Origin of the sequence: Mesorhizobium australafricanum (genome assembly GCF_033977265.1) — a bacterium.
Classification (GTDB): domain Bacteria; phylum Pseudomonadota; class Alphaproteobacteria; order Rhizobiales; family Rhizobiaceae; genus Mesorhizobium; species Mesorhizobium australafricanum.
Map to the genome: position 1 here is coordinate 83,673 of NZ_JAVIIT010000011.1, position 15,812 is coordinate 99,484.

General features: G+C 59.3%; 11 protein-coding genes and 1 riboswitch. Of the genes, 8 read left to right on the plus strand and 3 right to left on the minus strand.

Features of this window, described 5'->3' with window-relative positions:
• Window positions 1-15: 15 nt before the first annotated feature.
• The 5 genes from bioD to RFM98_RS21095 all read left to right on the plus strand — a co-directional run bounded on the left by bioD (window position 16) and on the right by RFM98_RS21095 (window position 4,656).
• A complete protein-coding gene (bioD, locus tag RFM98_RS21075) occupies window positions 16-651 on the plus strand; it encodes a dethiobiotin synthase (RefSeq protein ID WP_320310737.1) in 636 nt (211 codons plus the stop codon).
• Complete coding sequence (locus RFM98_RS21080; protein WP_320310652.1) at window positions 651-1,916, plus strand: adenosylmethionine--8-amino-7-oxononanoate transaminase; 1,266 nt, start codon at window positions 651-653, stop codon at window positions 1,914-1,916. The genes bioD and RFM98_RS21080 overlap by 1 nt, the downstream gene beginning before the upstream one ends.
• On the plus strand, window positions 1,913-2,896 hold the full coding sequence (gene bioZ / locus RFM98_RS21085; RefSeq protein WP_320310653.1) for a 3-oxopimeloyl-[acyl-carrier-protein] synthase BioZ: 984 nt from the start codon (window positions 1,913-1,915) through the stop codon (window positions 2,894-2,896). Before RFM98_RS21080 ends, bioZ begins: the two co-directional genes overlap by 4 nt.
• 66 nt (window positions 2,897-2,962) lie before the next feature.
• Window positions 2,963-3,415, plus strand: a complete 453-nt coding sequence (gene panD, locus RFM98_RS21090) for an aspartate 1-decarboxylase (protein ID WP_320252922.1) — start codon at window positions 2,963-2,965, stop codon at window positions 3,413-3,415.
• A 203-nt stretch (window positions 3,416-3,618) separates the two neighbouring features.
• Complete coding sequence (locus RFM98_RS21095; RefSeq protein WP_320310654.1) at window positions 3,619-4,656, plus strand: MBL fold metallo-hydrolase; 1,038 nt, start codon at window positions 3,619-3,621, stop codon at window positions 4,654-4,656.
• A 39-nt stretch (window positions 4,657-4,695) separates the two neighbouring features.
• Here the strand turns inward: RFM98_RS21095 and groL are convergent, their stop codons facing one another.
• Together groL and groES are read right to left on the minus strand one after the other, a co-directional pair.
• On the minus strand, window positions 4,696-6,327 hold the full coding sequence (gene groL / locus RFM98_RS21100) for a chaperonin GroEL (protein ID WP_320310655.1): 1,632 nt from the start codon (window positions 6,325-6,327) through the stop codon (window positions 4,696-4,698).
• Between the two features lie 57 nt (window positions 6,328-6,384).
• Window positions 6,385-6,699, minus strand: a complete 315-nt coding sequence (gene groES, locus RFM98_RS21105) for a co-chaperone GroES (protein ID WP_320310656.1) — start codon at window positions 6,697-6,699, stop codon at window positions 6,385-6,387.
• 1,607 nt (window positions 6,700-8,306) lie between these two features.
• On the opposite strand from groES, the gene RFM98_RS21110 reads away from it, so the two are divergent.
• The 3 genes from RFM98_RS21110 (at window position 8,307) to RFM98_RS21125 (ending at window position 13,756) form a co-directional block, all read left to right on the plus strand.
• A complete protein-coding gene (locus RFM98_RS21110; RefSeq protein ID WP_320310657.1) occupies window positions 8,307-9,263 on the plus strand; it encodes an omptin family outer membrane protease in 957 nt (318 codons plus the stop codon).
• Window positions 9,264-10,336: 1,073 nt separating this feature from the next.
• Entirely contained in the window at window positions 10,337-11,491 is a 1,155-nt protein-coding gene (locus RFM98_RS21120) for a porin (protein ID WP_320310658.1), read from the plus strand.
• A gap of 720 nt (window positions 11,492-12,211) precedes the next feature.
• On the plus strand, window positions 12,212-13,756 hold the full coding sequence (locus tag RFM98_RS21125; RefSeq protein ID WP_320310659.1) for a Fic family protein: 1,545 nt from the start codon (window positions 12,212-12,214) through the stop codon (window positions 13,754-13,756).
• A 492-nt stretch (window positions 13,757-14,248) separates the two neighbouring features.
• On the opposite strand, the gene RFM98_RS21130 is transcribed toward RFM98_RS21125, so the two are convergent.
• A complete protein-coding gene (locus tag RFM98_RS21130) occupies window positions 14,249-14,836 on the minus strand; it encodes a hypothetical protein (RefSeq protein WP_320310660.1) in 588 nt (195 codons plus the stop codon).
• Between the two features lie 793 nt (window positions 14,837-15,629).
• Window positions 15,630-15,746: riboswitch (TPP riboswitch) on the plus strand.
• Window positions 15,747-15,812: the final 66 nt, after the last annotated feature.

The following is a 15,812-nucleotide window of genomic DNA, read 5'->3' on the forward strand; positions in this document are numbered from 1 at the left end:
ATGACCCGAAGCGACATCAGCAGAGGCATAGTCATCACCGGAACGGATACCGGCATCGGCAAGACGGTGTTTTCGGCAGGCCTCGCCGGCCTGCTCGACGGCTTCTACTGGAAACCGGTGCAATCGGGCCTCGACGAGGAGACCGACAGCGAGGCTGTTGCCCGGCTTTCCGGTCTGCCGGCCGGGCGCGTCCTGCCGGAAGTTTATCGTCTGAAGAGACCACTGTCGCCGCATCGTTCGGCCGAGGTCGATGGCGTCGCAATCGAGGCGGCAAAGCTCTCGCTGCCGGACTTGCCAGGTCCGCTCATCATCGAAGGCGCTGGCGGAGTGATGGTACCGCTCAATCGGCAGACAAGGTTCATCGACATATTCCGGGAATGGCAACTGCCGGTCATTCTTTGCGCACGCACCGCGCTCGGCACCATCAATCACACATTGTTGTCGATCGAGGCGCTCAGGGCCCGTGCCATCCCGCTCATCGGCATCGCCTTCATCGGCGAAGAGGTAGCCGATACGCAAAGGACCATCGTCGAATTCGGCGGCGTGCCGCAACTTGGCAGGCTGCCGTACCTTGACCCGCTGAATTCTAAAACCTTGAGGGAAGCGATGGTTTCGGGCTTCGATCTCTCGCCGATTGCACGGGGTCAATGATGTCGCAATCCCGCGTCTGGCACCCTTTCACCCAGCACGCGCTCGAGCCGGCGATCCCTCAAATTGTCCGGACTGAAGGCGCTTATCTTCACAAGGCCGATGGTACCCGCATCCTCGACGCCATTTCGTCGTGGTGGGTCGTCACCCACGGCCACCGCCATCCGCGCATCGTCAAGGCGATCGAGACGACTGCGGCAAGCCTCGACCAGATCATCTTCGCCGGCTTCACGCACGAGCCGGCCGAGCGCCTCTCCAGAGCCTTGGTGAATCTCGCGCCGCCGGGACTCGACTGGGTGTTTTATTCCGACAGCGGCTCGACCTCGGTCGAGGTCGCGCTGAAGATGGCGCTCGGCTATTTCCGCAATATCGGCGCGCCGCGCTCGCGCATCGTCGTCATGGAGCACAGCTACCATGGCGACACGATCGGCGCGATGAGCGTCGGCGCCCGCGGTGTGTTCAACGCCGCCTACGAACCCTTGCTGTTCGAAGTCGACACCATCCCCTTCCCGGCCGCAGGACGCGAGCAGGAAACGCTCGATCGGTTCGAGGTCGTCTCTCGCGACCGGCGCGCAGCTGCGCTGATTGTCGAGCCGCTGGTGCTCGGCGCCGGCGGCATGCTGATGTATCCGGCCTGGGTTTTGGCTGAATTTAAGAGGATCGCCGAGGCTTCGGGCACGCTGCTTATCGCCGACGAAGTGATGACCGGCTGGGGACGCACCGGAACCATGTTCGCCTGCGAGCAGGCGAATATCTCGCCCGACATCCTTTGCACCTCGAAGGGCCTGACAGGCGGCACCATTCCGCTCGCCGTAACGCTGGCGACCGACGCCATCTTCCAGGCCCATTATTCGGTCGACCGGAAGAAGACCTTCTTTCATTCGAGCTCCTATACGGCCAATCCGATTGCCTGCGCGGCCGCACTGGCCAACGTCGAGATTTGGCACGACGAGCCTGTTATCGAACGGATCGCGGCCCTGGGCGCGTTGCAGGCCGCTGGCCTTCGGCGCTTTCGCGACAATCCGGTCTTCAGGGACTGCCGGATTACCGGCACGATCGCGGCGCTCGATTTGGGTACCGCATCCCTCGGTTATCTGGCCGAGATCGGCCCAAAGCTGCGGGCATTCTTCCTCGATCAGGGATTGCTGGTGCGCCCGCTCGGCAATGTTCTTTATCTTCTACCACCCTATTGCGTCACCGGCGCCGAGCTCGATCGGCTTTATGACGCCATCGAGGGGGCCGGTGAACGCTTCGGATCCAAACCATGAGCAGGTCGTCGCGCATCCTCGGGCTTGGCCACCAAGTGCCTGGGCGCAAGGTCGAGAACGCCGAGATCGAGAACAGTCTCGGCCTCGAGCCAGGCTGGATCGAACGGCGCACCGGAATTCGCTCGCGCTTCTGGGCGACTGATGAAGATACGCTTTCGGGACTTGCCGCGCGGGCCGGCGACATGGCGCTGGCAAATGCGGATATCGATCGGAGCGACATCGGTCTTCTCTTGCTCGCCACGTCCACTCCGGATCACCTTCTGCCACCGAGCGCGCCACTGGTCGCGCATCGGCTCTGCCTCGGCCGCGCTGGCGCCATCGACCTGACCGGCGCCTGCGCAGGTTTCATCTATGCGCTGATGTTCGCCGACGGGTTCACCCGCCTGCACGGCAGACCCGCCCTTGTCATAGCCGCCAACATTTTGAGCCGCCGCATCAACCCCGCCGAGCGCGCCAGCGCCGTGCTGTTTGCTGATGCCGCCGGCGCGGTCGTGATCGGTCCCAGCGAGGATGCCGAACGCGGCATTCTCGGCGCTTCGGTGGATTCGGACGGTTCGCGCTACGGATTGATCCAGATCCCCGCCGGAGGAAGCAACACGCCTTTTCGCAACGACCTCGATCTCGCACAGACCCGGATGACGATCGTCGACGGCCGCGAAGTGTTCGCCAAGGCCGTGGAGATGATGACGACATGTTCAAGGGAAGCGCTCGCCATAGCTCGAATGCGGCCGCAAGACATCGACCGGTTCGTCCCGCATCAAGCCAACGCCCGCATTTTCGATGCCGTCGGCCGAAACCTCGGCATTGCGGACCAGGCAATCGTCAAGAGGATCGCCGAATACGGTAACTCTTCGGCCGCAACGATCCCGCTCTCGTTGTCGCTCGCCAATCGGACGCAGCCACTCCGGCCGGGCGAGAAACTCCTTCTGGCGGCGGCGGGTGCCGGTCTCAGCGGCGGGGCTCTTGTGGTTGGAATTTAGCCGCGCGGCGGCCCCAACAAGACATGAAGATTGTTCATGCTAGACGCAAAAAAGGACAACAGACCAATGCGAAAAATAGTCGCCGGCAAGCTTCACGGCATCCACGTCACCGAAGCAAATCTCAACTACCATGGGTCGATAACGCTCGACCCTGACCACTGCGAGGCAGCCGGGATCCTGCCCATGGAATTCGTGGAGATATGGAACAAGAATTCCGGCGCGCGGATTTCGACCTATGTCATCCTCGGCGAGCGCGGATCACGATGCTGCATCCTCAATGGTGCTGCCGCCCGCACCTGCCAGCCTGGCGACCCGATCATCGTCTGCAACTCCATCTACCTGAACGAAGCGCATATCACAGCGCTGAAGCCGCGGATCGTCACCTTCGACCAAGACAACCACATACGCGAGCGCCTGAGCTACTCGGTCGATCTCGACGCATGTGGCCGTTACAGTTTCTCGATCCATGACGAGGCCAATGAGGCTTTAGCGATTCCTGCGCTTGTTTCCCGGGCGTGACTTGTCCCTGGCGCACGCGTGAGCTGATGCGCCGTCCCCGTCCCCGTCCACGACGTAGTGTCTTGACCCGCCGTGAGGCGGCTGTGACGAACCTCGAGGCCATCCTAGTCGGCGAGCGCTGAGGGTGTGGCGCCTCGGGGTAGCGGTAGAGCCGCATGACATGCTGCAAAAAAAGATCGCGACCAGATGATATGGAGCAAATCATGATCTTCCGTCAGCTGTTCGATTCCGTTTCGAGCACCTATTCCTATTTGCTTGCCAGTCGCCAAGGCGGCGAGGCACTGATCATCGATCCGGTTCTGGACAAGGTCGACCGCTATCTCCGGCTCGTGCGTGAGCTCGACCTGAGGCTGGTCAAGGCGGTGGACACGCATCTCCATGCCGACCACATCACCGGCCTTGGCGCGCTGCGCGACAAGACGCAATGCATCACGGTGATGGGCGAGCAGACCAAGGCCAACGTGGTGTCGATGCGGCTTGCCGACGGCGACAGGCTGACCATCGAGGGACTGGTGCTCGACGTCGTCTACACGCCCGGCCACACCGACGATTCTTACAGCTTCGTCCTGCCCGACCGGGTGTTCAGCGGCGACACGCTGCTCATCCGCGGCACCGGCCGCACCGACTTCCCGAACGGCGACCCGCGCCGCCAGTACGAGTCGATCTTCGGCCACCTGCTCAAGCTGCCGGACTCCACGCTGGTCTACCCGGCGCACGACTACAAGGGTGACACGGTCTCCACCATCGGCGAGGAGAAGGCCTTCAATCCGCGCCTGCAGGTGAGGTCGGTCGAGGAGTATGTCGAGATCATGAACAATCTGAAGCTCGCCAATCCGAAAATGATGGATGTCGCCGTGCCCGCCAATATGAAGGTCGGGCTACACCAGGACGAGATCGCGCGGCGCGGCTGGGCGGCCAATGCCAACGAGGCGTTGGCATTGGCCGGCAAGCCGGATGTCGCGCTGATCGACCTGCGCGAGCGCTCCGAGCGCGAACGCCAGGGCATTATTCCGGGTACGCTGCATGTGCCTTACGCGAGGCTGCAAGAAAACATCGCTCCCGGCGGCGTGTTGCACGAGCTCGTCCGTTCGACCGGCAAGCGGCTTGTGCTTTACTGCGCCTTCGGCGAGCGTTCGGCCATGGCGGTGCAGGCCGCCCAGGATGAGGGCCTCACATCAGCCTGCCACATCGAGGGCGGAATCGACGCCTGGAAGAGGGCGAATGGACCGTTGGTAAGGTAGCTCCGCCCTCTCCCACGACAAGAAAGAAAGGGGGCCTCGTCAGAAATCCATGCCGCCGCCGCCCGGCATCGCCGGGGCGGGAATTTCCTTCTTCGGCTTCTCGGCCACCATCGCCTCGGTGGTGACGAGCAGGCCGGCTACGGAAGCGGCGTCCTGCAGCGCCGTGCGCACGACCTTGGCGGGGTCGATCACGCCTTGGCCGAAGAGATCGCCAAATTCGTTGGTCTGGGCGTTCCAGCCGTAGCCGAACTCAGGCTTCTCGCGAACCCTGCCCACGATAATGGAGCCTTCCGCCCCGCTGTTTTCGGCGATCTGGCGAGCGGGAGCCTCGATGGCGCGCCGCACGATCTCGACACCGGTCCTCTGGTCGGGGTTGTCGAGAACGACATGGTCGAGCGCCCTTGCTGCCCTGAGTAGTGCAACGCCGCCACCCGGCAAGACACCTTCCTCGACCGCCGCGCGAGTGGCGTGCAGCGCGTCGTCGACGCGGTCCTTACGCTCCTTGACCTCGACTTCGGTCGAGCCTCCGACGCGGATCACCGCGACACCGCCGGCGAGCTTGGCCAGACGCTCCTGCAGCTTCTCGCGGTCATAGTCGGAAGTGGTCTCCTCGATCTGGGCCCTAATTTGAGCAACGCGGCCGTTGATTTCGTCCTTATGGCCGGCACCGTCGACAATGGTGGTGTTTTCCTTTTCTATTTCCACCTTGCGAGCGCGGCCGAGCATTTCCAGCGTGACATTCTCGAGCTTGACGCCGAGATCCTCGCTGATCGACGTGCCGCCGGTCAGGACGGCGATATCCTCCAGCATCGCCTTACGTCGGTCGCCGAAGCCGGGGGCCTTGACGGCGGCCACCTTCAGTCCGCCGCGCAGCTTGTTGACCACCAGCGTCGCGAGCGCCTCGCCTTCGACGTCCTCGGCGATGATCAGCAGCGGCTTGCCGGACTGAACCACGGCCTCCAGCACCGGGAGCAAGGCTTGCAGATTGCCGAGCTTCTTCTCGTGGATCAGCACGTATGGCTCTTCGAGCTCGACGCGCATCCTGTCCTGGTTGGTGATGAAATAGGGGCTGAGATACCCGCGGTCGAACTGCATGCCTTCGACGATTTCGAGCTCGGTCTCGGCAGTCTTGGCTTCCTCGACCGTGATGACGCCCTCGTTGCCGACCTTTTCCATGGCCTCGGCCAGGAAGCGGCCGATCTCGGCATCGCCATTGGCCGAGATGGTGCCGACCTGGGCGATCTCGTCGTTCTTTGTCACCTTGCGCGCATTGGCCTTCAGATTGGCGACGATCGTTTCCACCGCCTTGTCGATGCCGCGCTTCAAATCCATCGGGTTCATGCCGGCCGCGACTGCCTTGGCGCCCTCGGTCACGATCGACTGCGCCAGCACCGTGGCGGTCGTGGTACCGTCGCCGGCGATGTCGCTGGTCTTGGACGCGACCTCGCGCACCATCTGCGCGCCCATGTTTTCGAATTTGTCCTCGAGCTCGATCTCCTTGGCGACGGTGACGCCGTCCTTGGTGATGCGCGGAGCGCCGAACGACTTGTCGATGACGACGTTGCGGCCCTTCGGACCGAGCGTCACCTTCACCGCATTGGCGAGAATGTCGACGCCGCGCAGCATGCGCTCGCGGGCGTCGGAATGAAATTTCACTTCCTTGGCAGCCATTCGTTCACTCCTGTGAATAGGCAGTTCTTGTTGAGTGTTTGTGTCACGCGGTTTCGGTCACGCGGCTTGCCTGGCCGAGGCCGAAACCTCGATCACACCCAGGATGTCGCTTTCCTTCATGATGAGCAGGTCCTCGCCGTCGAGCTTGATTTCGGTGCCGGACCACTTGCCGAACAGGATTCGGTCGTCGACATTCACGTCGAGGGGCACGAGCTTGCCGCTCTCGTCGCGAGCCCCCGCGCCGACGGCGATGACTTCGCCCTCCTGCGGCTTTTCCTTGGCAGTGTCGGGGATGATGATGCCGCCGGCCGTTTTTTCCTCGGCCTCGATGCGACGGACGAGTACGCGGTCGTGCAATGGACGGAACTTCATATCGTTCTCCTTTAGGACAAACAGATTGCGAGAGCCTCCCCGGATCCGGGCCTTTCAGGGCCAGAATGGGGTTCGCGCGAATTTGCGGCATCGCGCGTGCATGCCGAACTGGTTTGCTCCTTTCACGTTTCAAGAGGTGGACTGACTTAGGAGAATTTCCGAACGTCATGGCCCCTGTGATTTCCCAAAGTGACGCTTGTGATTTCCCAATGGGATGCTTGTGATTTGTCGCGTAAGCGCGGGACCAAGGTTCGGGCCGGCACCATGCTAGGCACCGCGCAAAAGGGTGTTTGGCGCGCATTGCGTCTGGCATAGTTGTCAGATGCACGTCACTTCAGGCAGGCTGGAGAACTTGCGGCAAGTAATTGACGAAGACGCATCCGCTTTCCCATTTAACAGAGGGGAGTGCCTTCTGCCGGCTGCACGGATACGTCTTGGCATCCCTGCGAGCATCAATACTTAGCACATTGTTGGTTTGTTTTATTTCCAATGCGAACGCCAACGTCGATGCCATAAGCAAAGCTGCTGTCGCTATGATGCTTGTCATTTGTCTTGCTCCATTCCTAAAGGCGAATGTTCATTTTCGTGCCTTTCGAATAAATCGAATCGAGCACGCATTATATTTTTTATAATGTCTTCATATTTTGTATAACGTCTTCACATGTTAACAGGCAGAGAGCAAACGTCATGCCAGATGCAGCGGTGGCTTAAATTTCAATCAGTTACCAATTCTCCGCGCCTTGCGGGTAAAGCGGCGTCGCTATTTTGTCGAATTCCTTGCAGGAATTTGAAGCAAACCAGTCGATAGTTCTTCATATATTAGCTGTCGGGACGCCGAAGGGGCGGGATGCCTCATTGCACGTTCGCGAGCCGGAAGTCACGGTTGGCGACGCGAGTGGCAACAGCCATGCTCAAGCATGGTGACCGACGTGGACTGATGCGGATCAAGACCAAGCCAACCGGCGATTCCGTTGCGCGCGAATCAATCGGAACCAGAACTTGACCCGGCCGACACCCCATCGGTTCGATCCAGACAAACGAGCCGGAGCCGCTGGTCGCGCCCAGCGGGCGTTTTCACAGTGGGGACGCCCGGCTTACGCGAGGGGTTTCCGCGCCGTGGCCCGACCTCGGGAAGTCTGCCTGCGTGGCATTCGCGGATCGGTCGAACAGGCGGACTTTGAAGGTCACGAGCTCCTCAGAAATTGAAGAGTTTTCATGCCGCAACCCTCTCACCGACAATTTGCGGCAGGATGCTTTGACATTGTGCGAAGCGCGACAAATGCCGGACATGCGGCAATCGATTGGCATGCGTCTAAAGAGCTTTTTCTTTGGCACGCATGTTGCTTCGAGTGTCGCTAAACGCATCTCGCGCAGAGTGTTTCAATGTTCGCACCATGCTGTCTGCCGGGATCAGGCCGTACCGTAGGACCTCCCAATGCAGAAGAAGCAAGCGCCCGCACTGCAAGCAATAGCCGGGCCAAGGGCTGTACAGGCAATTTGCCACGATGATCCTCTTGCCTGGAGCCCGCTCCGCAGTCGGTCCAACCTAGCCAATTTCTGGATGTCCGCGACGGAACCCGAAAATCAACACAAGGGAGAATCTGCCGATGCGGCGAGTGCTTATAACCTATGTCGCGCTTTGCGATCTGTCGGCGGGCGCCGCCGCTGCCGACACCCCGGTGGTGGCCGAGCCGGCGGCAGTCGCCAGCGCGGTCTCCCCGGTCTTTTCGTTCGAGGGCGGGCTACGCTACTGGTACAGCAGCGGTGAAGCATCGAAGGAACTTTACAACGCCGACGTCGCGGGGATGGTCTCGCGGCTCACATACAACGATCTCGGTGCCCTATCGGGCGAAGTCTTCCTCAACGCGACCCACAATCCGACTGGCATCTTCGTCAAGGGCTTCCTCAGTGCGGGCGGGATCCCCAAGGGTTCTCTTACCGACGAGGATTTCGTTAACCCCTCTTTGTCCATGAAATCCTATTCGAGCACGTTGTCCGATCAGCACAGCGGTCGCATCACGTATTTCACCGCCGACCTCGGATATAATTTCTGGGACACGCCGCGCTACCGCTTGGGTGCTTATGTCGGATACAATTTCTGGAACGAAAGCTACCACGCCATCCATTGCGCGCAGCAGGCGGCCAATCCGGGGATTTGCGTGCCAGCCATTACGAACAATATGGGCGTCATCAGCCAGGATAACGATTGGCATTCGCTGCGCCTCGGCCTTGCCGGACAGACGCAACTCACCGAACGACTCAGCCTTTCGGGTGACGTCGCGGTGCTGTTCACGCAGCTTGACGGCAAGGATCAGCACCATCTGCGCCCAGAGATCAATCCGCAACCCGAAGATGGGAACGGGAATGGCGTCCAAATCGAGGCGATGTTGAACTACAAAGTCACGGATTTGTTCAACATCGGCGTCGGCGGCCGCTACTGGCGCGCGGCAGCTGCTGGCGCCGCTCATTTCGAGGAGACGCCGGGCGGTGGTAGCCCGCAGATCCTGCATTGGGAGATTGAACGCTATGGCGTGTTCGGGCAGGCGAGCATCAAGTTCAACTGAGAAAGCAGCGCCAGCGCCAAGTTGCCGTTGGACAATCGCAGGCCTGAGACAAGCTGCATGATCGGACTCGGCCACTACCACAACATGGCTGAGTCTCGCGAGCGGGTACGGCAGCCGTGAGGCTCGTGTGCAACGCACACGCCCTTTAAACCCCAATCACCGTAGCCGGACGAAGGATTATATCACCTAAGCAGCACGCCATGCTCTGCGAAGTCAAAGGTGGTCGACACGTTGGCGGCGCCCGGTTTCGGGCGTTCGCGGTCGTGCTGGTTGCCCTCGCACTTACGCCTCGTTAGGGGGAGCTCGGTCGAGAAAAGCATCGAATGCGACACCAACCGCGCGAATCGCGAAACGATGCTGCCGCCGTATGCGAACAAGACCGTTTTCGAAGTCCACTATCCCGTCCTTGGCCAAAATCGCCAAGCGTTCAGTTGAATCGAGAAAACGGAAATGACGCTTACGGCCTGGGCCATGCTGCAAGGATCACATGCCCAGTCTCGCTCATGACCATTATGTCAGCGTCGTGCGGCACCCGCCTGACGTACCGAGCGGTGCCGCCGCATGATGTCTCAATATCGAGGCTCACAACAAACAAAAGATGTCGCCTTTGAACGAAACCTGTCGCGTATCGAACACACGAACCATGTCCAAAACCTGGCGTTTCGGGCGCGGCTTGATCTCAAGGCAAAATGAGAAGGGAGCGCGAACCAAGGTCCGCCGGCAAACTTGAGTGTCAAGCCACAGCGGCGTCGCCAGGTTGGCACGTCACTTGCGCATGCAACTGTGGAAGTCGTTGTGAGGATCTGCCCACAACTGGCGGACATCACTTTGGCGGTTGGCTCAAAAGGGGGAATTCACAGTGCTGTATTGCAGCAATTCACATATTTATAAATGCCCCTATCTGTTGACCACATGATTTATCTTCATCGCCTTTGTTGTTGAACCGTTGTCATGACGGGTTCGTCGCGCTGCGAAAGGCGCAGCGCATTGCGCCTCACTTTTAGATCGCGGGGATAAGCGAAGGGTCCGCTCTTCGACGTCCTTCCTCTTTTATATGTTTGAACGGAGATCAAATGAACTTCACGAGTCTTCTTCTCGGTTCAGCTGCGACCCTGATTGCCGTTTCCGATGCCCGCGCCGTCGACGCCGAGCCAGACTCGGGCGAATACGTCAAGATCTGCGACGTCTATGGCGCAGGCTTCTTCTATATCCCAGGCACCGAAACCTGCCTGCGCATCGGCGGCTATGTCCGCTATGACATCGCCTTGGGTGACGTCGGCTCGTTGGATGGGGCAAAGGCAACCGACCACGAGGGCGGCAGCACCAATGCAACCTGGAAGAAGAATGCCCGCTTCACGGTGAAGACCTGGACGAACCGGGAAACCGAGTTGGGCACGTTGAAGACCTACACCGAAACCCGCATGAACTTTGGTAACCGCAACGATTATACGGATCCGGGTAGTCCTCCAAACTATGCCTCCAATAGAGACCTCAGCCTGACTTTCGCCTGGATTCAGCTTGGCAACCTTCGAATTGGCAAGGACTGGTCGGCCTTCGACATGTTTATTGGCTATCCCGGCAACGTGCTCAATCCGATGCTCGTTCCCTACGGTGATTTCGAAACCAACGTCATCCAGTACTACTTTGACGCCGGTGATGGCTTTTCGGCGGTGGTCTCGCTTGAAGAAGGCGAAGGCGTGGCCGGCACCATCGATAGCTACGTTCCGCACGTGGTCGGCGGCCTGAAATACACACAACAGTGGGGCGCGATCACCGGTGTTGCTGCTTATGAAAGCAACTACGGATCGGTGGCCGGCAAAGTCCGCGTCGAGGTCAATGTCACCAACGAGCTGTCGCTATTCGGAATGTTAGGCTACGGCTCCAATGGCAAGCTCAACGATGATTCCACTAACGCAATCGACGCTCACGGCCGCGGCTTCTACAAAACTTGGGGCGGCAACTGGGCTTTCTGGGCTGGCGCCACCTACCAGTTCAACGAGACAACTGTGTTCAACCTTCAGGTCTCGGGTGATCAGCTCAAGAACTATGGTGTCGCCATGAACGTCGCCTATACGCTCATTCCAGATTTCACGGTAACAGCCGAGGTCGACTATGACCACTGCGGCGACTTCGGCGTCGGCATGGTGAACCCTTCCAACGTGAACTGGACTAACGCCGACAAAAACGACAGCGTCGGCGGCATTCTGCGTTTCCAACGCTCGTTTTAACGGATGAAGAGTTGCATCCAGGCAATTGAGCGGGGATCAATCCCGCAACACTCTAAGAGAGCATCGCATGGAAGCGAGGCGAGATTGGAAGCCTCGATCACAGACCGGATGACGTTCGAGATCCGGACATGGGCGAATGTGCAGGCGACATTCATGCTCGGGCGCTCATAGCTGCGGCACGCATGAGCCTGTTTCGGTCCTGCAAGGAAGTCCTGGGTTCGCCGTCGGCTCAGATACAACGTCGTTGGACGCGGCCGAGCAGCGGCTTCATCACCGATCCGCCGCATGGCGGCGTTCGGCCGTGGGGAATCCCGACGCGTCCAGCATTACTGAGACCGAGTTGCCGTGAGCGACTACCCAGACAAGCACCGCCCTCGTAGCCCAGTTCCTTGAGGCGATGGCGGTTTCTCCCGCCGGTCCAGGCAATGGGTCGCGAGGTGACCGTTTGTCGATGACGATTTCACGATCCCGCAAATGCGGCGCCGAAACGGGATTGACGTTACTCATCGCGGCGGTCGTTTCGCTCCGACAATGACGTTCGGCCGCTGCCACCTGTGCTGAGACGGCCAGTCGTCGCCCGAGTAGGCGGAAATCTTTGAGCGAGACACTCAGCAGAATCCGTTTTCGGCAAAGTGTGGCTTGCAGCATCAATTTTCAGGGAATAGGTTATAGACTTCTAGACTGCTAGTCGCTTTGGACAAGAAGGGGACCCCAATTTTCGTGGCAGCGGCGCAGCAGAACCAATTTTCAGGCCCTGTTATCGTTTTTCAGGAAATTCGGCTTCCCGAGACGGCGACGCCGGCCGGCTACAGCGCCTTGATCGGAGCCTACGATCTCGCCGTGCCCTTGCCGCGAACGTTGTCCGCCACCGGCCAGCATCATCGCATCAGCGAACGGAATGGCTGGCGGATCATGACGCCCCGCCATGCTCCACATGCAACCCTCGAAGGCCACCTGACCTTCGCGCTTAAGTACGAAGGGCTCGACCTTGCCGTCCTCAAGCGGCTCTTCCAGGTGACCGGTCCCGCGCCGATCGAGGCGCTGGTCCGTGAAAGCCCGAGCGGCAGTTATGCCCGCCGGATCTGGTTTTTATATGAATGGCTGACAGGCGCCCGTCTCGATCTCCCAGATGCTGATGCCGGACGCTATGTTCCGGTCCTCGATCCCGAGATGCAGTGGTCCGGACCCGAGAAAACCGTCTCGCGCTACCGCGTAAAGGACAATCTCCCCGGTACGCCTGAGTTCTGCCCTCTGGTATTCCGCACCAAGACGCTCGAAAAATTCATCGACCTTGAGCTGCCGCGACGCGCGGAGGCAATCGTAGCGGACGTGCCGCGCGACCTCCTTGCTCGGACCGCCGCCTTTCTTTTGCTCAAAGACTCCCGATCAAGCTACGCGATCGAGGGCGAGCGCCCGCCGGAAGATCGCATCCAACGCTGGGGCCGCGCTATCGCCGAAGCTGGTCGGCAACCGATTGATCGCGATGAGCTGCTTCGACTGCAAAGAATTGTCCTCGGCGATGCCCGATTCGTTAGACTTGGCTTTCGAAAGGAGGGAGGCTTCGTCGGTGAGCATGACAGGGAGGATCGCATGCCCCTGCCCGATCACATCAGCGCTCGGCCTGAGGACCTGCCGCGGCTGATTGATGGGATGGAGGCCTTCGATCAAGGCCCCGCGCAAAACCTTGATGCAGTCATCGCCGCCGCTATCCTTGCCTTCGGCTTTGTCTACATCCATCCATTCGAGGACGGAAACGGCCGTATTCACCGCTATCTAATCCATCACATCCTTGCCACGCACGGATTCAATCCGCCGGGAATTGTGTTTCCCGTCTCGGCCGCGATCCTGGACCAGCTAGACGAGTACCGGCGCGTGCTCGAGAGCTATTCCCGGCGCCTTCTGCCATTGGTCCACTGGGAAGCGACGCCGCAATTCAACGTCCGGGTACTGAATGACACCGGGGATTTCTACCGCTTCTTTGATGCAACCCCGCACGCCGAATTCCTCTATGCCTGCGTTCAGCGAACCATCGAACGGGATCTTCCCAACGAAACCGCGTTTCTGAAGCGCTACGATCAGTTCCGGCAACAGGTGGATGCCTTTATCGACATGCCCGAGCGGCTGATCGATCTGCTCTTCCGTTTCCTCCACCAGAATGGCGGCCAGCTATCGAACCGCGCCCGCCAAAAGGAATTCGCCGCGCTGACTAATGATGAGGCAAGGCGGATCGAAGCGATCTACGCGCAAACCTTTGGTGCCGATTGACGGCGTGATCATCGCAAGAATCGAACTTTCAGCTCGGTGATTTGACAGTCTTCCGGCATTATTTAGCTCACACCTAAAAAGAATCGGGTCAACGAATGGCGTACGTATGGTGCGGTATGGGTGAGCCGCACGTCATATCCGCACTGGTAGCAAATCGTGCTGAACTGGCGGGTGCAGCTCTCACATCTGGTAAAGCCAAGGCCGAAGCGATCGGCGCCCAGATCGCACACGTTGACGCAGTGCTGTTCCTGTTCGGATATCGCGGCGATCCGCGCGACATCAAGCCCAAGGGCAAGCACTCTATATCTTCAAGCGGCGGGAGCTGCCGCGCCTCATGGCGCAAGTCGGACCGCAAGGAACCAACCGGGAAATCGCCCTGCGCGTCATCGAGGCGAAGGGATGGGATGCCGGCGACCGCACTTTGGTCGCTAAGGTGGCGAGTGCCATAAGAAGTTCCAAGAATTGGGACCGTCGCCGAAGAATGAACGCCCTTTAATTGGCTGCGCCGCCCCTGTTCGGTCGCAAATACATAGCCTTCAATATCAGATAGAGCCCCTTTCGGTCGACGGCACCGCCCAATAGGTAATTGAGCAAATCGTGGCGCATATCGGCCGTCATCGGTTGGCGGTATGGGATGGCTCGGTCCGTACGATTTCTTTCGAACCAATTAATAATTAGGAGGCAAAAATCGAGCGCAAGGATAGATTCCCTCCCGTCGATTAGGTCCTGCCTAGCGGTGGCTTTCTGCTCGTCGCTTCCTTTGAAATCGTACGGCACGTCCTCATTATATTCGTGGTCGAAGAAATTGCCCAAGAAGGGCTCTGAATTCAGATTAAAAAGGAGCAGGGCACAAATTTTTACGTGAGACAGCCGCGTCGTTTTTTCAGAGGTTTCCTCTGAAAGCCATTGCTGGTTGTCGGCCACCCACTGAGCGTGAATCTGCTTTGTGACGTTCGGAATGAAATGGGCTTCGAGTCCATGCACTTTGAAATTGGCGTAACAGAACTCGCGGAAAGCGTAGTTGAAAGATTCGTAGTCGGCGAGCCATTCATCCAACTTATTTTCATCGAACGGAATCATACAGGCGAGAACTCCAAGCCCCAAAGCAAGAGGGCGAAGGTTGGTAAACCTTCGCCCTCTAAAAGGAAATAAAAAAACGGGGTTACGCGGCGGTTTTCACCGTCTCGTTTACCAATTCGACGGTAGACACATACCCGAGGGTTTTGTCAGGATCCGATTTGATAACGGCGCGACCATTTTCGTACAGCTTTTTAAATCTGGAAATGTCGCGCGGAAGGGCGCACCGTTCAGCGCTCTTCGGCAAGCCTCTCTCTGGCATCATCGTTCTCCCGGTCCTGTCCCTAGCTTGGGCCGTCTGTCGTGGCGGCGCCATACAAGCAACGCACATATTTGTCAATTTTCGGCAAATATGCAACGTGCATTTAGACGCATTTGAAATGCGTTGGCCGTCATTTGGTTGCCGTTTCGACGATTATCGATGCGAAAAGCGATTAAATTTTGTCCACGTTTCGCTGCCAATATCCAGTCCACACTCGGCTGATTGGGTGATTAAGCGAGGCGTGGCCGAAAGCTTCTTCTCCCCGCCTGCGACGCGCTGAGATCGGCACCCATCATCAAGTCAGCGGTCGCTATCTTCATGCGACGGCGAGATACTGCTCGCCATTGCTTACAACGGCGGTTGTCCTCACGCCATGCCATCTCTGCTGCGTAGGCAAGCGTCCCCGTGGCTGGTCTCGGGCGTGCGATTTGTCGCAGCCATGTGCGCGAACTTTTCCCGCAGTTTGATCAGCAGACGATCAGCGCTGCGGCCTGAAGGCGCTTGACAAAGCGGCGCCGGCCCGGTCAGTTTGAAAGCATTCACCAGGGGAGTCCCGGCAAGGGGCTGAGATACTGCTGGCTTTTGCGGCGCAGTGACCCGTTGAACCTGATCCAGTTCATACTGGCGTAGGGACGGTGCAAGCGCTTGCGGGAGATCATGCCCGAGGACCTGTCTCATGCAGCAGGTCGAAGCGTCCTTTCATCCTTCCGGCACAGA

Coding starts and splice junctions, on each gene's coding strand:
- RFM98_RS21080 (WP_320310652.1), top strand. CDS start 651: ATGTCGCAATCCCGCGTCTGGCACCCTTTCACCCAGCACGCGCTCGAG.
- bioZ (WP_320310653.1), top strand. CDS start 1,913: ATGAGCAGGTCGTCGCGCATCCTCGGGCTTGGCCACCAAGTGCCTGGG.
- panD (WP_320252922.1), top strand. CDS start 2,963: ATGCGAAAAATAGTCGCCGGCAAGCTTCACGGCATCCACGTCACCGAA.
- RFM98_RS21095 (WP_320310654.1), top strand. CDS start 3,619: ATGATCTTCCGTCAGCTGTTCGATTCCGTTTCGAGCACCTATTCCTAT.
- groL (WP_320310655.1), bottom strand. CDS start 6,327: ATGGCTGCCAAGGAAGTGAAATTTCATTCCGACGCCCGCGAGCGCATG.
- groES (WP_320310656.1), bottom strand. CDS start 6,699: ATGAAGTTCCGTCCATTGCACGACCGCGTACTCGTCCGTCGCATCGAG.
- RFM98_RS21110 (WP_320310657.1), top strand. CDS start 8,307: ATGCGGCGAGTGCTTATAACCTATGTCGCGCTTTGCGATCTGTCGGCG.
- RFM98_RS21120 (WP_320310658.1), top strand. CDS start 10,337: ATGAACTTCACGAGTCTTCTTCTCGGTTCAGCTGCGACCCTGATTGCC.
- RFM98_RS21130 (WP_320310660.1), bottom strand. CDS start 14,836: ATGATTCCGTTCGATGAAAATAAGTTGGATGAATGGCTCGCCGACTAC.